The sequence below is a fragment of the Nocardiopsis protaetiae genome (genome assembly GCF_045446735.1).
In the GTDB taxonomy this organism is placed as follows: Bacteria; Actinomycetota; Actinomycetes; order Streptosporangiales; family Streptosporangiaceae; genus Nocardiopsis; species Nocardiopsis protaetiae.
Window position 1 is genome coordinate 33,622 of record NZ_JBJJBV010000011.1, and the last position, 19,191, is coordinate 52,812.

At 74.5% G+C, this 19,191-nt stretch carries 21 protein-coding genes; 8 read left to right on the forward strand and 13 right to left on the reverse strand.

All coding sequences use genetic code 11. The annotated features are described in order from the left end of the window. The first annotated feature begins 168 nt into the window (after positions 1-168). From ACJOT3_RS03065 to ACJOT3_RS03075, 3 genes are read left to right on the forward strand one after another with little or no spacing between them, the layout of a single operon-like run. Positions 169-834, forward strand: coding sequence for a response regulator transcription factor (locus ACJOT3_RS03065; RefSeq protein ID WP_406968498.1), 666 nt, complete (start codon positions 169-171; stop codon positions 832-834). Beyond that, positions 831-2,204: a HAMP domain-containing sensor histidine kinase gene (locus ACJOT3_RS03070; protein ID WP_406968500.1), complete on the forward strand. Its 1,374-nt coding sequence runs from the start codon at positions 831-833 to the stop codon at positions 2,202-2,204. The genes ACJOT3_RS03065 and ACJOT3_RS03070 overlap by 4 nt, the downstream gene beginning before the upstream one ends. Positions 2,205-2,248: 44 nt before the next feature. Continuing rightward, on the forward strand, positions 2,249-2,494 hold the full coding sequence (locus ACJOT3_RS03075) for a hypothetical protein (RefSeq protein ID WP_406968502.1): 246 nt from the start codon (positions 2,249-2,251) through the stop codon (positions 2,492-2,494). Here ACJOT3_RS03075 and ACJOT3_RS03080 read toward each other — a convergent pair. The 5 genes from ACJOT3_RS03080 to ACJOT3_RS03100 all read right to left on the reverse strand — a co-directional run bounded on the left by ACJOT3_RS03080 (position 2,416) and on the right by ACJOT3_RS03100 (position 7,560). Beyond that, positions 2,416-3,651, reverse strand: a complete 1,236-nt coding sequence (locus ACJOT3_RS03080; RefSeq protein WP_406968504.1) for an RNA polymerase sigma factor — start codon at positions 3,649-3,651, stop codon at positions 2,416-2,418. The two genes, ACJOT3_RS03075 and ACJOT3_RS03080, sit on opposite strands and share 79 nt — an antisense overlap. Further along, entirely contained in the window at positions 3,642-4,010 is a 369-nt protein-coding gene (locus ACJOT3_RS03085) for a YciI family protein (protein WP_406968506.1), read from the reverse strand. Before ACJOT3_RS03085 ends, ACJOT3_RS03080 begins: the two co-directional genes overlap by 10 nt. A gap of 167 nt (positions 4,011-4,177) precedes the next feature. After that, entirely contained in the window at positions 4,178-5,671 is a 1,494-nt protein-coding gene (locus ACJOT3_RS03090; protein WP_406968508.1) for an aminopeptidase P family protein, read from the reverse strand. Between the two features lie 235 nt (positions 5,672-5,906). Further along, entirely contained in the window at positions 5,907-6,473 is a 567-nt protein-coding gene (locus tag ACJOT3_RS03095; protein ID WP_406968510.1) for a GNAT family N-acetyltransferase, read from the reverse strand. A gap of 109 nt (positions 6,474-6,582) precedes the next feature. Next, positions 6,583-7,560 carry an oxygenase MpaB family protein gene (locus tag ACJOT3_RS03100; protein ID WP_406968512.1) on the reverse strand — a complete coding sequence of 326 codons (978 nt, stop codon included), beginning with the start codon at positions 7,558-7,560 and terminating at the stop codon, positions 6,583-6,585. A gap of 272 nt (positions 7,561-7,832) precedes the next feature. On the opposite strand from ACJOT3_RS03100, the gene ACJOT3_RS03105 reads away from it, so the two are divergent. Further along, on the forward strand, positions 7,833-8,543 hold the full coding sequence (locus ACJOT3_RS03105) for a nuclear transport factor 2 family protein (RefSeq protein ID WP_406968514.1): 711 nt from the start codon (positions 7,833-7,835) through the stop codon (positions 8,541-8,543). 123 nt (positions 8,544-8,666) lie between these two features. Here the strand turns inward: ACJOT3_RS03105 and ACJOT3_RS03110 are convergent, their stop codons facing one another. Next, positions 8,667-9,347: a response regulator gene (locus tag ACJOT3_RS03110; protein WP_406968516.1), complete on the reverse strand. Its 681-nt coding sequence runs from the start codon at positions 9,345-9,347 to the stop codon at positions 8,667-8,669. Then, positions 9,317-10,708, reverse strand: coding sequence for a sensor histidine kinase (locus ACJOT3_RS03115; RefSeq protein WP_406968518.1), 1,392 nt, complete (start codon positions 10,706-10,708; stop codon positions 9,317-9,319). The genes ACJOT3_RS03110 and ACJOT3_RS03115 overlap by 31 nt, the downstream gene beginning before the upstream one ends. A gap of 188 nt (positions 10,709-10,896) precedes the next feature. On the opposite strand from ACJOT3_RS03115, the gene purB reads away from it, so the two are divergent. Then, complete coding sequence (purB, locus tag ACJOT3_RS03120) at positions 10,897-12,327, forward strand: adenylosuccinate lyase (protein ID WP_406968520.1); 1,431 nt, start codon at positions 10,897-10,899, stop codon at positions 12,325-12,327. 166 nt (positions 12,328-12,493) lie between these two features. After that, entirely contained in the window at positions 12,494-12,670 is a 177-nt protein-coding gene (locus ACJOT3_RS03125) for a hypothetical protein (RefSeq protein WP_406968522.1), read from the forward strand. A 7-nt stretch (positions 12,671-12,677) separates the two neighbouring features. Here the strand turns inward: ACJOT3_RS03125 and ACJOT3_RS03130 are convergent, their stop codons facing one another. The 3 genes from ACJOT3_RS03130 to ACJOT3_RS03140 all read right to left on the reverse strand — a co-directional run bounded on the left by ACJOT3_RS03130 (position 12,678) and on the right by ACJOT3_RS03140 (position 15,494). Continuing rightward, positions 12,678-13,478 carry an alpha/beta fold hydrolase gene (locus ACJOT3_RS03130; protein ID WP_406968524.1) on the reverse strand — a complete coding sequence of 267 codons (801 nt, stop codon included), beginning with the start codon at positions 13,476-13,478 and terminating at the stop codon, positions 12,678-12,680. A gap of 124 nt (positions 13,479-13,602) precedes the next feature. Next, positions 13,603-14,427, reverse strand: coding sequence for a class I SAM-dependent methyltransferase (locus ACJOT3_RS03135; RefSeq protein ID WP_406968526.1), 825 nt, complete (start codon positions 14,425-14,427; stop codon positions 13,603-13,605). A 101-nt stretch (positions 14,428-14,528) separates the two neighbouring features. Next, positions 14,529-15,494, reverse strand: coding sequence for a threonine ammonia-lyase (locus tag ACJOT3_RS03140; RefSeq protein WP_406968528.1), 966 nt, complete (start codon positions 15,492-15,494; stop codon positions 14,529-14,531). A gap of 80 nt (positions 15,495-15,574) precedes the next feature. Here ACJOT3_RS03140 and ACJOT3_RS03145 point away from each other — a divergent pair, with 80 nt between their 5' ends. Next, positions 15,575-16,171 carry a flavin reductase family protein gene (locus ACJOT3_RS03145; protein ID WP_406968530.1) on the forward strand — a complete coding sequence of 199 codons (597 nt, stop codon included), beginning with the start codon at positions 15,575-15,577 and terminating at the stop codon, positions 16,169-16,171. Positions 16,172-16,208: 37 nt separating this feature from the next. On the opposite strand, the gene ACJOT3_RS03150 is transcribed toward ACJOT3_RS03145, so the two are convergent. From ACJOT3_RS03150 to ACJOT3_RS03160, 3 genes are all read right to left on the reverse strand, one after another. Continuing rightward, a complete protein-coding gene (locus ACJOT3_RS03150) occupies positions 16,209-16,877 on the reverse strand; it encodes a maleylpyruvate isomerase family mycothiol-dependent enzyme (RefSeq protein ID WP_406968532.1) in 669 nt (222 codons plus the stop codon). Positions 16,878-16,972: 95 nt separating this feature from the next. Continuing rightward, positions 16,973-17,593 (reverse strand): FMN reductase, encoded by a 621-nt coding sequence (locus ACJOT3_RS03155; protein WP_406968534.1) that lies wholly within the window; start codon positions 17,591-17,593, stop codon positions 16,973-16,975. Continuing rightward, complete coding sequence (locus tag ACJOT3_RS03160; RefSeq protein WP_406968536.1) at positions 17,590-18,699, reverse strand: LLM class flavin-dependent oxidoreductase; 1,110 nt, start codon at positions 18,697-18,699, stop codon at positions 17,590-17,592. Before ACJOT3_RS03160 ends, ACJOT3_RS03155 begins: the two co-directional genes overlap by 4 nt. Positions 18,700-18,976: 277 nt before the next feature. On the opposite strand from ACJOT3_RS03160, the gene ACJOT3_RS03165 reads away from it, so the two are divergent. Beyond that, on the forward strand, positions 18,977-19,174 hold the full coding sequence (locus ACJOT3_RS03165; RefSeq protein ID WP_406968538.1) for a hypothetical protein: 198 nt from the start codon (positions 18,977-18,979) through the stop codon (positions 19,172-19,174). The last annotated feature ends 17 nt before the right edge of the window (positions 19,175-19,191 follow it).

Sequence of the window (19,191 nt, forward strand, 5' to 3'; positions counted from 1 at the left end):
CGTGGTGTCCTTACCCGTGGAGGTCCCGTTCACTGCTCCCAGCTTGGGTCGGCGAGATGATGGGGCCCTGAGCTCCACCTGAAGGCCGCCTTCAGGTTGCGCTCAGGGAGGGCTCAGCGCTCCCTGGGAGGCTGGGCCGACGACCGACGGGGAAAGGGGCGCGGGGGCGTGGCGATTCTGGTGGTGGAGGACGAGGAGGGCATCGTCTCCTTCGTGCGGCGCGGGCTGGAGAGCGCCGGTCACCGGGTGCTGGTCGCCGCCGACGGCATCGACGGGCTGACGATGGCCCTGTCCCCCGACGTGGAGCTGGTGGTGCTGGACCTGGGCCTGCCGGGCATCCCGGGCGAGGAGGTGCTGCGCCGGCTGCGGCGCCGCCGCCCCTCGGTGCCGGTGATCGTGCTGACCGCCAAGGACGCCGTGAGCGACCGGGTCGCGAACCTGGACGCGGGGGCCGACGACTACATGGTCAAGCCCTTCAGTGTGAGCGAGCTGCTGGCCCGGGTGCGGGCCCGGCTGCGCACCGGCGGGCAGGAGCGCGGCGACGTGCTGGCCGCCGGGGGGATCGTGCTGGACCTGGGGGCGCGCACCGCGTCGGTGGACGGAACCACGGTCACCCTGTCGGCGCGCGAGTTCGCCCTGCTGGAGGTGCTGGTGCGCCACCCGGGGCAGGTGTTCTCCCAGCCGCAGCTGCTGGACCGGGTGTGGGGGTACGACTTCGACGGGGCGTCGAACGTGGTGGAGGTGTACGTCAGCCAGCTGCGCCGAAAGCTGGGCGCGGAGCGGATCGTGACGGTGCGCGGGGTCGGCTACCGGCTCGACGGCGGTGACCGGTGAACCTCACCGCCCGGGTGGTGCTCCGGGCCCTGCTGGTGATGGCGCTGGTGATCGGCGGGGTCGCCCTGCTCACCTACGAGCTGGTGCGGGTGTCGGGCCGCGCCGACGTGGACCGGCTGCTCCAGGAGGAGGCGGCGCTGGTGGGCGAGGCGCTGGGGAACCGGCTGCCCGAGGCCGCCGGGGTGGACGGGGTGGTGTCGGGTCCGGAGGCGCAGCGTGCGGCGCGCCAGGCGCTGGCGACGCGGCCCAGCGGGGCCCGGCACGTGTCGCTGGTGTCGGCGGGCGGGGTCCGGTTGCAGAGCACCGGGGGGCCGGGGCCGGTGGCGACGCTGCTGAGCGGGCCGGACGCGCCGCCGGTGGAACCGGGAACGCTGCGCACGGTGGACAGCGCCGTCGGGCCGCTGCGGGTGATGGACACCGCGGTGGTGGACGGGGACGGCGCCCGGGTGGCGGTGGTGACGGTGGCGGCGCCGCTGGAGCCCTCGCGCGATGCGGCCGGGGCGGTGCTGGCGAGCGTCGGCGCGGCGGGGGCGGTGGGCCTGGCCGGGGGCGGTCTGCTGCTGTGGGCGGTGGTGCGGCGCACCCTGCGGCCGGTGCGGGAGGTGTCGGCGGCGGCCAAGCGGGTCTCCCCCGACGACCTGGCGGCGCGGGTGCCGGTGCCCGGGACCCGGGACGAGATCGGTGAGCTGGCCGGGGAGATCAACGGCATGCTGGACCGGATCGAGGGGGCCGACGCCGACCGGCGCCGCTACCTGGCGGCGATCTCGCACGAGGTGCGCACCCCGCTGGCGGTCGCCGAGGGGCACCTGGAGCTGCTGGGCGGCCCGGAGGCGCAGATCGTGCGCGCCGAGCTGGTGCGCTTGCGTCGGGTGCTGGAGGACCTGATGGCGGTGGCGCGCGGCGGCGACGAGATCGACGCGGCGCGGGAGCCGGTGTTCCTGCCCGACCTGTTCGAGGAGGTGCGTTCGCGTGCGGAGGCGCTGCCCGCGCGGGGGGCGGTGACCGTGGCGGAGCCGCCGCCGGAGGTGCTGCTGGGCGACCAGGCGCGGCTGGAGCAGTGCCTGGCCAACCTGATCGGGAACGCGGTCGACCACACCCCGGACGGGACCCGGGTGGAGGTGTCCGCGCGCTCCGCCGACGACGGGGTGGCGCTGGTGGTGGCCGACGACGGTCCCGGGATCGACCCGCGGGTGCTGCCGCGGGTGTTCGAGCCGTTCGTGACCACGCGCGCGGGCGGGGGCGGGCGCATCGCGGGGCTGGGCCTGGCCGTGGTGCACTCGCTGGTGGCGGCCCAGGGGGGCCGGGTGGACCTCGACAGCGGGCCGGCGGGCACGTCGGTGACCATCACCCTGCCGCGCGCCACCGCCTGACCTACTACGCTGCCCCGGTCGGAGGAACGGCGGGAGGGCGGACCATGGCCGGGGTGGACGTGCGCGCCTGCGCGGCGGCGGAGCTGGCGCGCGAGGAGCTGCTGGGGCTGTACGGGGCGGTGGGCTGGGACGCCTACACCCGCGACCCGCAGGGACTGCTACGGGCACTGGCCGGGTCCCACCGGGTGGTACGCCGGGCGGTGCGCGGTGCTCAGCCCAGGCGGGCGCGTTCGTCCTCCAGGCGGGCGCGGGAGGGCGGGTCGGTGGTGAGCGAGACCGCCCGGTCGTAGGCGGCGCGGGCCGGGCCGGTGCGGCCCAGGGCGCGCAGCAGGTGGGCGCGCACCGCCCAGGCCGGGGCGAAGCGGGCGGCCCGCTCGCCCCACGCGGCCGTCTCCTCCTCCAGCAGTGCCAGGCCCGCGGCGGGGCCGTCGGTCTCGGCGGTGACGGCGGCCAGCGCGGTCGCCGACCCCAGGGTGGGGGCCAGCCGGTGCAGGTGCCGGTACAGCTCGCGCAGGTGGTCCCAGGCGACGGTGCCGGTGTCGGCGCGGGCGCAGTGCACCGCCTGGGCGGCGGCCTCCAGCTGGAAGCGGCCCACGGTGCCCAGGGAGTGGGCGGCGCGCAGGTGGGCGCGGCCGCGTTCGATGAGGGCGCGGTCCCAGCGGGCGGTGTCCTGTTCGGCCGGGGGCACCGGGCGGCCACGGTCGTCCAGGCGGGCGGGGGCGCGGGCGGCGGCCAGGGCGATGAGTGCGGCCAGGCCGTGGGCCTCGGCGCTGTCGGGGGCCAGGCGGGCGAGGACCTCCGCCAGGTCCAGGGCCTCGGCGGTCAGGCCGGTGCGGGTCTCGGTGCCGCCGATCTCCCGGTCGACGGCGTGGGCGCCGTAGACCGCCTCCAGGACGTGGGCCAGCCGCCCGGGCAGGGCGTCCCGGTCGGGGATCCGGAAGGGCACACCGGCCTCCTTGACGCGCTTCTTGGCGCGGGTGAGCCGGGCGGCCAGGGTGGGGGCGGGCAGGGCGAAGGCCGGGGCGATGCGGGCGACCGTCAGGCCCAGGACGGTGTTGAGCATGAGCGGGGTGCGCACGGCCGGGTCGATCGCCGGGTGGGCGCACACCAGCATGAGCTCCAGGCGGCGGTCGCCGACGGCGTCCACGTCGGGGGTGGCGTCGGCGGCCGGGGCGTGCCGGTCCGGGTCCAGGGGCACCCCGGTGCGCACGGCGGCCGACCTCCAGTGGTCGCGCAGCCGGTTGCGGGCCACCGTGAACAGCCAGGCGTCGGGGTCGGCGGGCACGCCGTCGCGCGGCCAGGCGGTGAGGGCGCGTTCGTAGGCGTCGGCGAGGGCGTCCTCGGCGGCGGGCAGGTCGCCGGTGGGGGCGGCCAGCAGGGCGAGCAGGCGCCCGTGGGAGGTGCGGGCCGCGTGGGCGGCCCGCACCGCGGCGCCGGTCAGGTCCATGCGCCGTCGATGTAGGAGGTGGCCGCGGGGCGGATCTCCAGGACCCCGTACTGCGCGCCCGGGCACTTCTCGGCCCAGGCCAGGGCGGCGTCCAGGTCGGGGACGTCGATGACGAACACCCCGGCCAGGGCCTCCTTGGTGTCGGCGAAGGGGCCGTCCTGGATGCGCAGCCCGCCCTCGCGCAGGGTGAGCGTGGTGGTGGTGCGCGGGCTGGTCAGGACCTCGGCGGCGACCAGCACCCCGGCGGCCTCCAGGGCCCGGCCGTAGGCGCCGAAGGCCTGCTGCATGGCCTCGACGGCCTCCTGCGGGATCTCGCCCTCGGCGGGTTCGGCGTTGTGCAGCAAGAGTGCGTAGCGCATGGCGGGTTCCTCTTCCTCGTCGTCGTTCCACGTGACCACCCGGGAGGGCGGTGCGCAAGGATGACGATCGACGGGTCGGGGATTCGACACACGGTCGGGGGGATCCGGGGAAAAGCCGGGCCGCCCGTGCCGGGGGACGGCACGGGCGGCGCGGGGCGGGCGGACGTCTACGCGCGCGGCAGGCGCTCGGCCAGCCAGGCCTCGACCTCGGCGGAGGTGCGCGGCAGGGCCGCCGACAGGACGGTGCGCCCGTCCTCGGTGACCAGGATGTCGTCCTCGATGCGCACGCCGATGCCGCGCAGCTCCTCGGGCACCGTCAGGTCGTCGGCCTGGAAGTACAGGCCGGGCTCGACGGTGAGGACCATGCCGGGCTTGAGGTCCCCGTACAGGTGGGCCTCCTGGCGGGAGGTCGCGCAGTCGTGCACGTCCAGGCCGAGCATGTGGCCGGTGCCGTGCAGGGTGTAGCGGCGCTGGAGGCCCAGCTCCAGGACGCGGTCCACCGGGCCCTCCAGCAGGCCCCACTCGATCAGGCCCTCGGCCAGCGCGCGCTGGGCGGCCCGGTGGAAGGCGATGAACGGGGCACCGGGCGCCACGGCCGCGATCCCGGCCTCCTGGGCGGCGTACACCAGGTCGTACACCTTGCGCTGGACGTCGGTGAAGGTGCCCGAGACCGGCATGGTGCGGGTGACGTCGGCGGTGTACAGGCCGGTGGTCTCCACACCGGCGTCGAGCAGCAGCAGGTCGCCCTCGCGAACGGGGCCGTCGTTGCGGGTCCAGTGCAGGGTGGTGGCGTGGGCGCCGGAGGCGGCGATGGTGCCGTAGCCGACGTCGTTGCCCTCCACGCGGGCGCGCAGGAAGAACGTGCCCTCGATGAACCGCTCGGAGGTGTCCTTGGCCTGCGGCAGGGCCTTGGCGACGTCCTCGAAGCCGCGGACGGTGGCGTCCACGGCCAGCTGCAGCTGGGCGATCTCCCACTCGTCCTTGACCAGGCGGTGCTCGGCCAGGACGGTGCGGACCTCCTCGTCCAGGGCGGCGGACTTGGCGCGGGCCTCCTCGTCGGCGTCGGCGCGCACCTGGTCGATGACGGCGTCGAGTTCGGCGTCGTGGCCGCGGACGATGCGCACGGCGGTGTCGGTGGCGGCCAGGACGGCGGTGAGCGTGGTGACGTCGGCGGTGGGCACGCCGAACAGGCCGGAGGCCTCGGTGAGGCTGTTGCGGCGGCCGGTCCACAGCTCGCCGTAGTGGCCGAGCCAGAACTCGCCGTTCTCGCGGTCGGAGCGCGGCTTGAGGTAGAGGACGGCGTCGTGGCCGCCGTCGGCGCGCGGGGTGAGGACCAGGCAGCCGCCGTCGGAGGTGTCGCCGGTGAGGTAGGCGTAGTCGCTGGCGGCGCGGAAGGGGTACTCGGTGTCGTTGGAGCGGGTGAGCATCTGCCCGGCGGGGATGACGATCCGCTCACCGGGGAAGGCGGCGCTGAGGGCGGCGCGGCGGCGGGCGGTGTGCTCGGCCTGCTCGATGGGCTCCAGGTCGCGGCGCTCGGTGTCGGCCCACCCGGTGGTCATCCACGCGGCGAGCTCGTCGGAGACCGACTGTTCCTGGCCGTTCTTGCGTGGCGTGAACACGAAGGTGCCCGTGTCGGTTCCGGGGCGCTGCTGCTCGCTCACGTCGTGACTCTCCTCGTCGTGCGTCATTGCGGGTCATGAAGCGGGGCGGCCGCTGCGGGGTCGGCGGCCGGGCGAGCCGCTGGTGGCGGCGTCGGCGCCCATCGTACGGCGGCGGGAGGTGCCGCGGCCGTCGCGCGGACATAGCGAACCCCATAACGCGCGCACACGCCTCGTTATGCCCTCGTGACCGCCAACGGCGCAGGTGGGGGCGGGTGTCGAAACGGGATCGGCGTGGTCAGAGCGTGTGCGCGAAAGGAATGGCCCGGGGGTAGGGCAGGTCGGCGACGGTGGCGGGGTCCACCCACCGGTAGCCGATGCGCTCGTACAGGGCGACCGCCTCGGGCTGGTTGGGGCCGGTGAACAGGATGACGTCGCGGTAGCCCAGGGCGCGGGCGGCGTCCTCCAGGGCGGTCATGACCATGCGGCCCAGGCCGCGCCGCCGGTGGCGGGCGGAGGTCCAGATGCGCTTGAACTCGGCGGTGTCGGGGCGGGCGCCGCCCTGCGGGTCGTGGGGGCCGGGGGCGTAGGGGCGCAGCGCGCCTCCGGCGACGATCTCCCCCGTCCCGTCCAGTTCGGCGAGCACGACCCGGCCGTGGGGCGCGGCGAACTCCGAGATCGGGTACCGGGACAGCTCGCTCGCGGCGCCCTCGGCGCCGTAACGCTCGGTGTACTCCTCCAGCAGGCCGTCGAGCAGCCCCCGCACCCGGGGGTCGTCGTGGCGGACGGTGAGCATGTGCACGCCGCCGGCCCCGGCCGGTCCGGCCGTCGCCCCGGCGGCCCCGTCGGTCCGCGCCTGTGCCATCGGTGTTCCCCTCCCCGTGCGAAAGGGCGCCCGTGGACGCCCCGCCGGGAATGGTACCGACCGGTCGCGCCGCCCGCCACGCGGCGAAGGTCACCCCTGCCGGTGCGGCTCAGGAGTCGGCAGGGACCCGCGGGGAGGGGACGACGCCGTCGGGACCGGAGCCGTCGGAGGCGGCACCGTCGGGGGCGGGGTCGGGGGCGCGGAAGCGGGTGAGCGAACGCAGCGCGCGGAACCCGTTCTCCACCCGGTACCCGGCGGCCAGCAGGCGCTCGCGCGACTCCTCGGCGCTGCGCACGGTCGCCTCGTCGAAGATGAGGTTGTAGTAGCGCTCGGGGACCCGGTTGAGCCCGGCGCGCAGCGTGCGCAGGGCCGCGGTGGCGGCGGCCTCCTGGCCCGGGACCTCGGGCAGGACCCCGTACTCGCGGCGCGCCCAGGCGGGCAGGGTGGCGTAGGACAGGGCGCCCACCGGGAACCACAGGGGGCGCAGCGGGGCCAGCGCGGACAGGTGCTCGGGCACCGTCGGCCACAGCAGGAACCGGACCGCCTGGCGGGCCTCGGGGGTGACGCGCAGCGCGGGCCGGACCCTGGCCAGGTAGCGGCGCATGTCCGCGACCGAACGGGGGACGTCGTCGCGGGACAGGCCCACGTAGGTGGCGGTGACGGACTGCTCGTCGAAGTAGCGGTCGAGTTCGGCGGGGGTGAGGGGCACCCCGGCGCGCACCGCGGTCTCCAGGTAGGAGGTCACCTCGGCGCAGTGCACCCACACCAGCAGGTCGTGCTCGTCCACGCGGTGGCGGCGGCCGGTGGCGGGGTCGGTGAACGACAGCGCCCGGTGCACCCGGCGGATGTGCGCGCCCAGGCGGTCGGCCTCCTCCAGGGAGCCGTAGGTGGTGACGGCGACGAAGTGGGCGGTGCGCAGCAGCCGCCCGGTGGGGTCGCTGCGGAAGTCCGACCGCTGCCACACGCCCTGCATCGCCACCGGGTGCAGGGCCTGCAGCATGAGGGCGCGCACCCCCGCCACCCACATGGCGCGGTCCAGGTGGACCGCCCAGGTGACGCTCTCGGGCGCGGCGACGGTCGGTCTCATCGGCTCTCCTCCAGGACTGCGCGGGGGTTTCGCGCCCGGACCCGAAGCCCGTGGCCGCCTGTGGGACCACGATACGTCCGGCCACGCGGCCCCTTCGGGCGCCCTGCCCGGACCGGGCCCGACCTGCCCCGACCCGCGCCGCGGCAAGGTTTGCCGAGATGCGGCCGTCCCTTGGCGCGGAGCGGACCAGGATCGGGCGCACTCTGGACGGGTGGGCCGCCCCGGGCCCCACCGGATGCGGTCCCTCCACCTTCCTCGAAAGGAGTGGGCACATGTCCGCCCAGAACACGATCCCCTTCGACGCCGATACCTATCGGCGGGCCATCGAAGAGGCGGACGCCGAGACGCTGATCGCGATGTTCGACGAGAACGCCGACGTCGAGACGTTCGACCGGCGCACGCCGCCCAGCACCCCGGCGGTGCTGCACGGCCGGGAGGCCTTCGCCCCGATGATGCGCGAGGTGTGCTCGCGCGAGATGACCCACGAGGTGCTCCAGGTCGTCACCGACGGGGAGCACGCGTCCTACACCGAGCGCTGTACCTACCCCGACGGCAGCGTGGTCATGGGCATGACCATGCTCGACCTGAGCGACGGCCGGATCGTGCACCAGGCCACCGTGCAGGCCTGGGACGAGGAGGAGCCCGGCCGGATGACGGTGGGCGACTTCGACATGCCCGACGCGGCGCAGGCGTTCGACCTCGGCAACGCCGAGACCGTGCAGGTCGGCGGCCACAACGTCACCCGGGTGACCCTGCGGCCGGGGTGGCGCTGGTCGGAGCAGATGCGCGCGGAGGCCGGGACCGACCTGTGCATGCTCTCCCACACCTGCCTGATGGTGTCGGGGACGATGTGCTGGCGGATGCCCGACGACAGCGAGCACCAGGTGCGGGCGGGGCAGGTGGCGCACATCCCGCCCGGCCACGACGCGTGGGTGGTCGGCGACGAGTCCGCCGTCCTCGTCGACTGGACCATGGACGACTGACCGCCGGGACCTGCGACGGCCGACCGGCCCGGCGGGGATCCGCCGGACCGGCCGGGTGCCGCGCAGGTAGGCCGGTCGGGTGCCGAGCGGGCGGACTGGTCGGCTGCCGCACAGGTGGACCGGTCAGTTGCCGCGCAGGTAGGCCAGGACGGCCTGGACGCGGCGGTGCACGTCCTCGTCGGGCGGCAGGTCGAGCTTGGCGAGGATGTTGCCCACGTGCTTGCCGACGGCGGCGTCGCTCACCACCAGGCGGCGGGCGATCGCCCCGTTGGAGTGCCCCTCGGCCATCAGCGCCAGCACCTCGCGCTCGCGCGGGGTGAGGCGTTCCAGCGGGTCGGAGCGGCGGCGCAGCAGCTGGCGGACCACCTCGGGGTCGACGAACGTGGCGCCCTCCACCACCCGGCGCAGCACCGACGCGAACTCGCGCACGTCTCCCACCCGCTGCTTGAGCAGGTAGCCCACGCCGCGGCCCTGCCCGGAGTCGAGCAGGTCGGAGGCGTAGCTGAGCTCGACGTACTGGCTGAGCGCCACCACCGCCAGGTCGGCGTTGCGGCGGCGCAGCTCGACGGCGGCGCGCAGCCCCTCGTCGGTGAAGTCCGGGGGCATGCGGATGTCGGTGACGACCAGGCCGGGCTTGTGCTCGTCCACGGCCTCGACCAGGGCGTCGCCGTCGCCGACGGCGGCCACCACGGGGAACCCGAAGCGTTCCAGGACGCCCACCAGGCCCTCCCGCAGCAGCACGCCGTCCTCGGCGAGCACGGTGGGGACGGGCGTCACCTCGGATCCGTCCGGTCGATCGTGCACGGCAGCTCCACTCGGATGCGGGTCGGACCCCCCTGAGGGCTGGACAGGTCCATTGTGCCGCCCATGACGGCGACGCGGTCGCGCATCCCGGTCAGGCCGCTGCCGCGGGCCGGGTCGGCGCCGCCGGGCCCGTAGTCGGTGATCTCCACCACCAGGGCGTCGCCGTGGGCGGCGGGCACCAGGTGGGCGTGCACGGTGGCGGCGTTGGCCTCGGTGTGCTTGTAGACGTTGGTGAGCGCCTCGGCGACCACGAAGTAGGCGGTGCCCTCCACGTGGGAGGGGAGCCTGCGGGGCAGGTCCGCCTGGACGGTGACGGGGACGGGCGAGTGGTCGGCGAGTTCGCCCAGGGCGGCGGGCAGACCGCGGTCGGTGAGGACGCGCGGGTGGATGCCGCGGACGAGTTCGCGCAGCTCGGTGATGAGCTCGTCGGCCTTGTGCTGGGCGGCGGCCAGGCGGCGGTCGGCCTCGGAGTCCTCATCGACGTCCAGCCGGGCCATGCCCAGGTCCATGTTCAGGGCCACCAGGCGCTGCTGGGCGCCGTCGTGCAGGTCGCGTTCGATGCGGCGGCGCTCGTACTCGAAGGCGTCGACGAGGCGGGCCCGGGAGTGGGTGACCTCGGTGAGCTCGGCGCGCAGCTCCTCCTTGGGCGGGCCGACCAGCAGGGATCGGGCCAGGACGCCGTGCCCGTAGGAGGTGATGCCGGACAGGTAGACGGCGGCCAGGAGCGCGACCGGGGACAGCAGGGTGAGGGGCAGCGCCTCCTCGACGGTGGTGGCGGTGACGAAGCCCAGGCTGATCTGGGAGCCGGGGGCGTCCTCGACCAGGAACGGGCCCATCAGCAGGACCAGGGCGAAGCCCACCAGCGTGGTCATCACCATCAGGAGCGAGAAGGCGATGATCATGAGCAGGAACAGGTAGGCGACCTCGCGCCAGGTGGCGGCCTCGGTGTAGCGGGTCCTGATCCAGCCCCACAGCCCGGGCGGGGGCGTGCGGTGGCCGCTGTCGGCGGAGCCGGGGGAGACCAGGCGGAGCCGGCGGCGCTCCACGGCGCCCAGTGGCAGGGCGACCAGCGGGCCGAAGAAGACGACCATGGACAGGCCGCTCAGGATCCCGGCGACCAGGAGGAACATCCGGTCGGCCGAATCGGCGGGCACGTCGATCAGTGCGATGGCGACCACCAGCCAGGGCCCGTACAGCGGGACGGCGACGGCCATGACGATGATGCCGGTCACCACCGTGGTGGCGGTGTGGGCGATCGCCCGCAGCGACCAGCGGGAGACGGGGAAACTCGGGCGGGCCATCGCCCGGAGGAGGTCGGCGGGTGCGCCCGGGGGGCGCTGCCGTACGGTGCCTGTGGTCATGTCCCCACGGTAGGAAGTCCGGGGCGTCCCGGGGAATCCGCCCGGCCACCGGGTCGGGGGTAGGGCCGGCCCTACCGTTGCCGCGCCGCCGCGGCACCCGCGCGTCCCGGGGCCCGGGGTCCGCGGCCCAGGGCTCAGGGGGCTCCTGGGCGCGGGCGTGCCTGCTCAGGACGGTAGGGTGGACGAACGTGAGCGCGAAACCCGTTATCCCCGATGTCCTGGCCGCCCGGTACGCCTCGGCGGAGCTGACCCGGCTGTGGTCCCCGGAGTACAAGGTGGTCGCCGAGCGGCGGCTGTGGCTGGCCGTCCTGCGGGCGCAGGCGCGTCTGGGCGTGGACGTCCCCGACGGCGTGGTGGCCGACTACGAGAAGGTCCTGGAGCAGGTGGACCTGGAGTCCATCGCCGCCCGCGAGCGGGTCACCCGCCACGACGTCAAGGCGCGGATCGAGGAGTTCAACGCCCTGGCCGGGCACGAGCACGTGCACAAGGGCATGACCTCGCGCGACCTCACCGAGAACGTCGAGCAGCTCCAGGTGCGCGACAGCCTGCTGCTGGTGCGCGACCGCACGGTGGCGCTGCTGGCGCGGCTGGGCCGCCTGGCCGCCGAGTACGAGACGGCGGTGATGGCCGGCCGGTCGCACAACGTGGCGGCGCAGGCCACCACGCTGGGCAAACGGTTCGCGTCGATCGCCGACGAGGTGCTGGTGGCGTTCGGCCGGCTGGAGGAGCTGATCACCCGCTACCCGCTGCGCGGCATCAAGGGCCCGGTGGGCACCGCCCAGGACATGCTCGACCTGCTGGGCGGGGACCGGGCGGCGCTGGCGCAGCTGGAGGACGAGGTGGCCGCCCACCTGGGGTTCGCTCACCGGTTCACCAGCGTGGGCCAGGTGTACCCGCGGTCGCTGGACTTCGAGGTGCTGACGGCGCTGGTGCAGCTGGCGGCGGGCCCGTCGTCGCTGGCCAAGACGATCCGGCTGATGGCCGGGCACGAGCTGGTCACCGAGGGCTTCGCCGAGGGCCAGGTGGGCTCCTCCGCGATGCCGCACAAGATGAACACGCGCTCGTGCGAGCGGGTCAACGGGCTGACGGTGATCCTGCGCGGGTACGCGTCGATGGTCGGCGAGCTGGCCGGCGACCAGTGGAACGAGGGCGACGTGTCGTGCTCGGTGGTGCGCCGGGTGGCGCTGCCGGACGCGTTCTTCGCCTTCGACGGCCTGGTCGAGACGATGCTGACGGTGCTGGACGAGTTCGGCGCCTTCCCCGCGGTGATCTCGGCGGAGCTGGACCGGTACCTGCCGTTCCTGGCGACCACCAAGATGCTGATGGCCGCGGTGCGCGAGGGCGTGGGCCGGGAGACGGCGCACGAGCTGATCAAGGAGCACGCCGTGGGCTCGGCGCTGGCGATGCGCCAGGACGGGGTGGGCAACCGGCTGCTGGAGCGGCTGGGCGGGGACGAGCGGTTCCCGCTGGACCGGACGGCGCTGGAGGCACTGCTGGCGGACCGGATCACGTTCACGGGCGCGGCGGCCGACCAGGTCGGCGCGGTGGTGGGGCGGATCGACGCGATCGTGACGCTGCACCCGGAGGCGGCGGCGTACGCGCCGGGGTCCATCCTCTAGCTTCTCTCGCCTGCTCGGGGCTCGGGGCCGTTGGGTCCCGGGCCCTTCGCTTTGTCCGCATGAGCGCTGTATGACGCAGTTCACCCCCGCGAACACTGGGTTCGAAAGTTAACACCTATTACGGTTATGGGACCGGCGTTCCGCTCCGCACCCCCTGGAGGCCCCGTTGACCGACCCCGACTCCTTCGGCACCGCCCTGTGGACCCTGCTGCTGATCACCGGGGTCGTCCTGGCCTTCGGCACGGCGGCCCTCGCCGACATGGCGCTGCGCCGCCGCGAGGACCGCGAGGAGCGGTCCCGCCGTGAGGCCGCCGACCGGGAGCGCTCCGGCACCGCCGCCTGACCCCGGCTCACCGCCCGCGGGCGGCCAGGAAGTCCAGGGCGGCCCGGGCCGTCTCCGGGCTGGGGACGTGGTCGGGGTCGGCCTGGTCGAGCAGGACCGCGCCCGGGATGAGCCGGGCCGTGCGCTCGGCGACCTCGTAGGGCGCCATCGTGTCGGCCGGGGCGTGCCACAGGCGCACCGGGCAGGAGATCCCGCCCAGGTCGAAACCCCAGGGCTCCTGCTGGAGCCGCGCCTCGCGCCCGGGCCCCGCGGCACCGTGGGCCAGGGAGTCGTCGAGCGCCCCGGCCCAGCGGTGGCCCTCGGGCAGCGCGGCCCGCGAGGACTCCAGCGACACGCGCCAGTAGTCGGCGGCCTCCTCCTGCGACGCGCTCCGGAAGTGCGCGAACGCCTCGCGCGAGGCGGGCGGGTACAGCGCCACCAGGTGCGGGTCGCACAGGTGCCCCAGCCCGCTCGCGATGGCGGCGCCGCGCACCCGGCCGCCGTGCCGGGCCGCCAGGCAGTAGGCGTACGGCGCGCCCGCGGAGATCCCCAGGACGGTGTACTCCCCCATCCCGAGGTGGTCCAGGAGGGGTGCGGCGAGGTCGGCCCACTCGGCGATCCGCGCCATCGGGACGGGGGCGGAGCGCCCGTAGCCGGGACGGGCGACGGCGATGAGCTCCAGGTCCCGCTCTTCGGCCAGGGCGGCCCAGTCCGGGTCGACCCCGGTCGAGCCGATGAGGCCGTGGTGGACCAGGACCGGGAACCCTCCCGGACGGCCGTGGCGGGCGTAGGCCAGGGTCGCGGACGGTCCGGTGAACGTCTCCGCCATGGGCGGGTCTCCTCGTGGTGGGCGCGGGGCGCGTCGGTTGGTGTGCGGTGGTTCGGTGTCGGGCGGGGGTGCACTGTCACGCGGGGGTTCAGGGGCGGGCGGGGGTTCAGTGTCCGACGAGGGTTCAGGGGCGGGCGAAGTCGAGCAGGGTGATGCAGGGACGGTGGTCGCGCAGGGGGCGCGTGTCCATCAGGCCCAGGAACAGCGGGTTCCCCCACACCGCCCCGCGCCCGGGCGGGAGGGCGACGTCGCGGGCGCGGGCCAGGCCGGGGATGTGGTCGGGCAGGGCCAGCGCCTGGGGCACGGTGAGGGAGAACGGCATGGGCGGGGCGGTGTAGCGGTCGCTCAGCCGCATCCCGCGCAGGGTCCGGTCGCGGAACCAGGGCGGGATGGAGTCGAAGATCATCCGCCCGCCGGGGAAGCGGCGGGCGCAGTCGGCGATGAGGTCGACGACTTGGCCCTCGTCCAGGTACATGAACAGGCCCTCGGCGATGACGAACACGCCGTCGGCGGGGTCCACGCGGTCCATCCAGGCGCGGTCCAGGGCGGACAGCGGCAGGTGGACGACGCGCGGGTCGTCGGGCAGCAGGCGCTCGCGCAGGGCGATGACCGGCGGCAGGTCCACCGACAGCCAGGTGGGGCGCGGCTCGGGCAGCCGTTGGAATCCGGTCTGCAACCCCTCCCCCAGGCTGACGACGGTGGCGCGCGGGTGCTCGCGCAGGTAGTGGGTGAGGGCGCGGTCGACGGCCAGGGCGCGCAGCGAGTGCGCCTGGCTCGGCCGGCCGAACTTGTCGTAGTCGTAGGGGATGCGCAGGTACAGGCGCACCGCCCAGGGGTCGTGCAGGACCGGGGCGGGCCGGGCCGCCTCGACCGCGCGGTTGCGCAGCGTCCACAGGGTGGTCTCCGACACGCCTTCCAGGGCCGCCTCGTGCACCGTGGAACCTCCCACGCCGATCTTATTAGGTTAGGCTAACCTACTGAGATCTCGCGGGCGCGGCAATCCCCTCCCCGCACCTCCTTTCTCTCGTGCCTCCCTCCGTCCCTCCCGGCTCAGCGGTGCTCGGCGATGATCCGGGAGAACAGGTCCGGGTCGACGTTGCCGCCGGAGACCACCGCGACCGTGGCCTCCGGCCGCCCTGGCTCGGTGGGCACCCGCCCGGCCAGGATCGCCGCCGCGGCCAGCGCCCCGCTGGGTTCGGCCACCACCCGCGCCCCCAGGGCCAGGTGGGCGACCGCCCGGGCGATCTCGTCCTCGGTCACGGTGACGATCCGGTCCAGCCGGTGGCGCAGGTGCTCGAAGGTGAGGTCGGACAGGCACACCCGCACCCCGTCGGCCATGGTGCGGTGGGTGCGCTCGGGCTCCCAGGCGACCCGGCGGCCCCGCTCCAGGCTCTCGGCGGCGTCGGCGGCCAGCTCGGGTTCGACCCCGATCACCCGCACCCGGCGCGGGTGGACGGTCCAGGCCGCCGTGGCCACCCCCGAGGCCAGCCCGCCCCCGCCGACCGGGACGACGATCGTGGTCACCTCCGGCGACTGCTCCAGGATCTCCAGGCCCACCGTGCCCTGGCCGGCGATGACGGTGGGGTCGTCGAACGGCGGGACCAGGGCCAGCAGTTCGGCGCGCGAGATCTCCTCGGCGACCTCGACGCGCCGCTCCGGCGGCACCAGGACCACCCGGGCGCCGCGGTCCCGCATCCGGTCCACCTTGACCTTGGGGGCGTTGTCGGGGACGACCACCGTGCAGGGGACGCCGAGCCGGGCGGCGGCGTAGGCCAGGGCCTGGCCGTGGTTGCCGGAGGAGTGGGTGATGACGCCACTGGCGCGCTGGGTGGGGTTGAGCAGGGCGACGGCGTTGGTGGCGCCGCGCAGCTTGAAGGCGCCGGTGGGCTGCAGGCTCTCGGGTTTGACGAGGAAGGGCGGGCCCTGGGGCGGCCCGGCGGTGAGGGGGGTGCGCACGACCGAACCCTGGAGGCGGGCGGCCGCGGCGCGGATGTCGTCTGCTGAGACCAGTTCCATGACCCCGGTATGCCCCCTGCCCCGGCCGCCCTCACCGGCCGGATGCGCCCTGTGGACAACCCAGTGGATAATCGGTGGCGATGCGCACTGAACTGACTCCCCAGGACCTGCCCGGCCGGGCCTTCTACCGGATGATGACCGCGGTGGTGGTGCCGCGGCCGATCGCGTGGGTCTCCACCACCTCCGCCGACGGCGTGGACAACCTGGCGCCGCACTCGTTCTTCACCATCGCCTGCACCGATCCGGCGATCGTGCAGTTCACCTCCACCGGCCGCAAGGACTCCCTGCGCAACATCGAGGCCACCGGCGAGTTCGTGGTCAACCTGGCCGCCGAGCCGCTGTGGAAGGAGGTCAACGCCTCCGGGACCGCCTACCCGCCGCAGGTGGACGAGTTCGAGGCGCTGGGGATCGAGCGCGAGGAGAGCGCGGCGGTGCGGCCGCCCCGGGTGGCGGCCTCCCCGGCGGCGCTGGAGTGCAGGCTGCACTCGACGGTGGGGTTCGGCACCTCCACGGTGGTGTTCGGCAGGGTGGTGCACGTGGCGGTGGACACCGGCATGCTGGGCGAGGACGGCCTGCCCGAGGTGGAGCGGCTGCGGCCGCTGGCGCGCCTGGGCCGCAACGAGTGGTCCACCCTGGGCGAGGTGAGCGCGGTCGACCGCGTCCCCTACCGGCCCTGACACCCGGACGGCGCCCCGGGCCCGGGGCGCCGTGACGTCAGACGGTGAGCGGCTCGCGGGTGGCGGGCAGCAGGGACAGGGCGGGCAGGATCGGCGCGGGGTCGCCGGTCCAGTCCATGGCGGCGATCTGCCCGGGCGTGCGCCGCCCCATGAGGGCGCGGTAGAGCTCGAAGGCGGTGCCCCGCCAGTGCAGGTCGGCGCCGGTGCCCAGGGTCCAGGACCGGTCGGTGTCGGTGGCGGTGACGGTCAGGCCGGGCGCCTGCTCGGGCCAGGCGCGGCCGACGCCGGTGAGGGCGAAGTCGAGCAGGGTGTCGGCGTGCTCGGTGACCGGGTCCAGGCCCAGAGCGCCGTGGATGTCGTTCTCGTGGGTCCACACGTCCACCACCGGCAGGCGGTAGCGCAGCCGGGTCCGGGTCCCCAGCAGGTCCAGCAGGGCGGGGGTGCCCGCGCGCCACTCCTCGCAGACCGCGCCGATGCCGTGGCCGGCCCGCTCGGTGACCTGCCGCGCGGTGACCTCGTCGGAGGCGGGCGGGGTGACGGTTCCGGCGACCACGTCCACGCACAGCCCGGCCAGGTGGGCGTAGGTCTGGCGGACGGTCCAGTCGGGGCAGGCGGGGACGGTGGTGTCCAGGGCGGCGGCGTCGAGCCCGCCGGCCAGGGCGATCAGTCGCTCCTGGACCTCGTTGTAGATGCGCACGGAATCCATGCGCGCCACCTTACCTAACACCGTTCGGAAACCCTCGCCCGGGGGACGCGCGGCGGCCCCGGTACGGGGTACCGGGGCCGGGCGGGGAGGGCGGGTCAGGTGCCCAGGCCGGACATCAGGTCGGCGAAGGCGACCGGCTCGTCGTAGGGGTCCTCCTCGCGCGGCTCGTGGTCGGCGGCCAGCAGGGCGAGCTGGCGGCCCGCCCGCTCGATGCGCTCGTTGAGCTCGCGGGCGCCCTCGTTGCCCGCGCCCCAGTCCTCCGAGGCCGCGTACACACCGGTCGGGACGACCAGCGCGCGGGCGTAGGAGAACATGGGCCGCATGGCGTGCTCCAGCACCAGCGAGTGGCGCGGGCTGCCGCCGGTGGCGCCGATGAGCACCGGGAGCGAGTCCAGCACGCCCGGTTCGATCACGTCGAAGAACGACTTGAACAGGCCGCTGTAGGAGGCGTTGAACACCGGGGTCACCGCGATGATCCCGTCGGCGTCGGCCACGTCGGCCAGCACGCCCGGCAGGTCGTTGGTGGGCACCTGGGTGACCATGGCGTTCATGACGTCGTGGGCGAGCTCGCGCAGTTCCACCGTGCGCACCCGCGCCTGGATCCCGCGGTCCCCCAGGGCGCGCTCGGTGGCGGCGGTGAGCCGGTCGGCGAGCAGCCGGGAGGACGACGGGGTGCTCAGCCCCGCCGAGACGGTGACGATGCGGCGGACGGTCATGCCCGGACCTCCGTGTTCTCTGCGTTGTCCCGGGCCCGCTTTTCGGCGAGCAGCGAGGCGTGGGTGGGCGCGTCGGGGACGTGGGCGGGCCGGTTGGCCGCGAACTCCTTGCGCAGCACCGGCACGACCTCCTCGCCCAGCAGGTCGAGCTGTTCGAGGACGGTCTTGAGCGGCAGCCCCGCGTGGTCCATGAGGAAGAGCTGGCGCTGGTAGTCGCCGAACATCTCGCGGAAGGTCAGGGTGCGGTCGATGACCTGCTGCGGGCTGCCGACGGTCAGCGGCGTCTCGCGGGTGAACTCCTCCAGGGAGGGGCCGCCCCCGTAGACGGGCGCGTGGTCGAAGTAGGGCCGGAACTCCTTGACCGCGTCCTGGGAGTTCTTGCGCATGAACACCTGCCCGCCCAGGCCGACGATCGCCTGGTCGGCCTTGCCGTGGCCGTAGTGCTCGTAGCGGCGGCGGTAGAGGGCGATGAGCTTCTTGGTGTGGGTGGCCGGCCAGAAGATGTTGTTGTGGAAGAAGCCGTCGCCGTAGTAGGCGGCCTGCTCGGCGATCTCCGGGCTGCGGATGGAACCGTGCCACACGAACGGCGGGACGCCGTCGAGCGGGCGCGGGGTGGCGGTGAACCCCTGGAGCGGGGTGCGGAACTTGCCCTCCCAGTTGACGACGTCCTCGCGCCAGAGGCGGTGAAGCAGGTTGTAGTGCTCCAGGGCCATGGGGATGCCCTCGCGGATGTCGTAGCCGAACCAGGGGTAGACGGGCCCGGTGTTGCCGCGGCCCATCATCAGGTCCACCCGGCCGTCGGCGACGTGCTGGAGGAACGCGTAGTCCTCGGCGATCTTCACCGGGTCGTTGGTGGTGATGAGGGTGGTCGCGGTGGACAGGACGATCCGGTCCGTCTTGGCGGCGATGTACCCGAGCATCGTGGTCGGCGAGGACGGCACGAACGGCGGGTTGTGGTGCTCGCCGGTCGCGAAGACGTCCAGTCCGACCTCCTCGGCCTTGAGCGCGATCTCGATCATGGCCTTGATGCGCTCGTGCTCGGTCGGTGTCCGTCCGGTGGTGGGGTCGGTGGTCACATCGCCGACCGAGAAGATTCCGAACTGCATGGCCCGCTCCCCAACTAGCTTTCCTGGAAGTAGTTTCCTGAGAAACTATCATGCCCGAACGAGGATCACACCCCCTCTATTCCCCGCGGGTGCCCCCCGGGTCCACCTCCGTTCATCCACAGGCACGCTCCGTATCCGCAGAATGTCATCCGAACCTGCTATCCCTGGTAAAGCCGACACCATCCCGGTCACCCGGGGTCATGGTCCGGCCGGACACGAGGACGTCGAACACACCGGAAGGAGAAGGGCGCCCCCTCGACACCGCGCCCGAAACCACATGTCCGTCACCCTCGATCCCCGGCGGCTTCCCCACCACCGACCCGACGACCACGAGCGCACCGGCGCCGCGCACCCCGACGGCCCCCGCGACCACCGCCAGCCGGTGGTCCTGGCCGACGCGCTGGCCGACGTCGTCACCGCGCTGAGCAGCCTGGACCCCGACCTGGCCCCCAGACCCCGCCTCGGCGAGGGCTGACCCCGGACACACCGGCG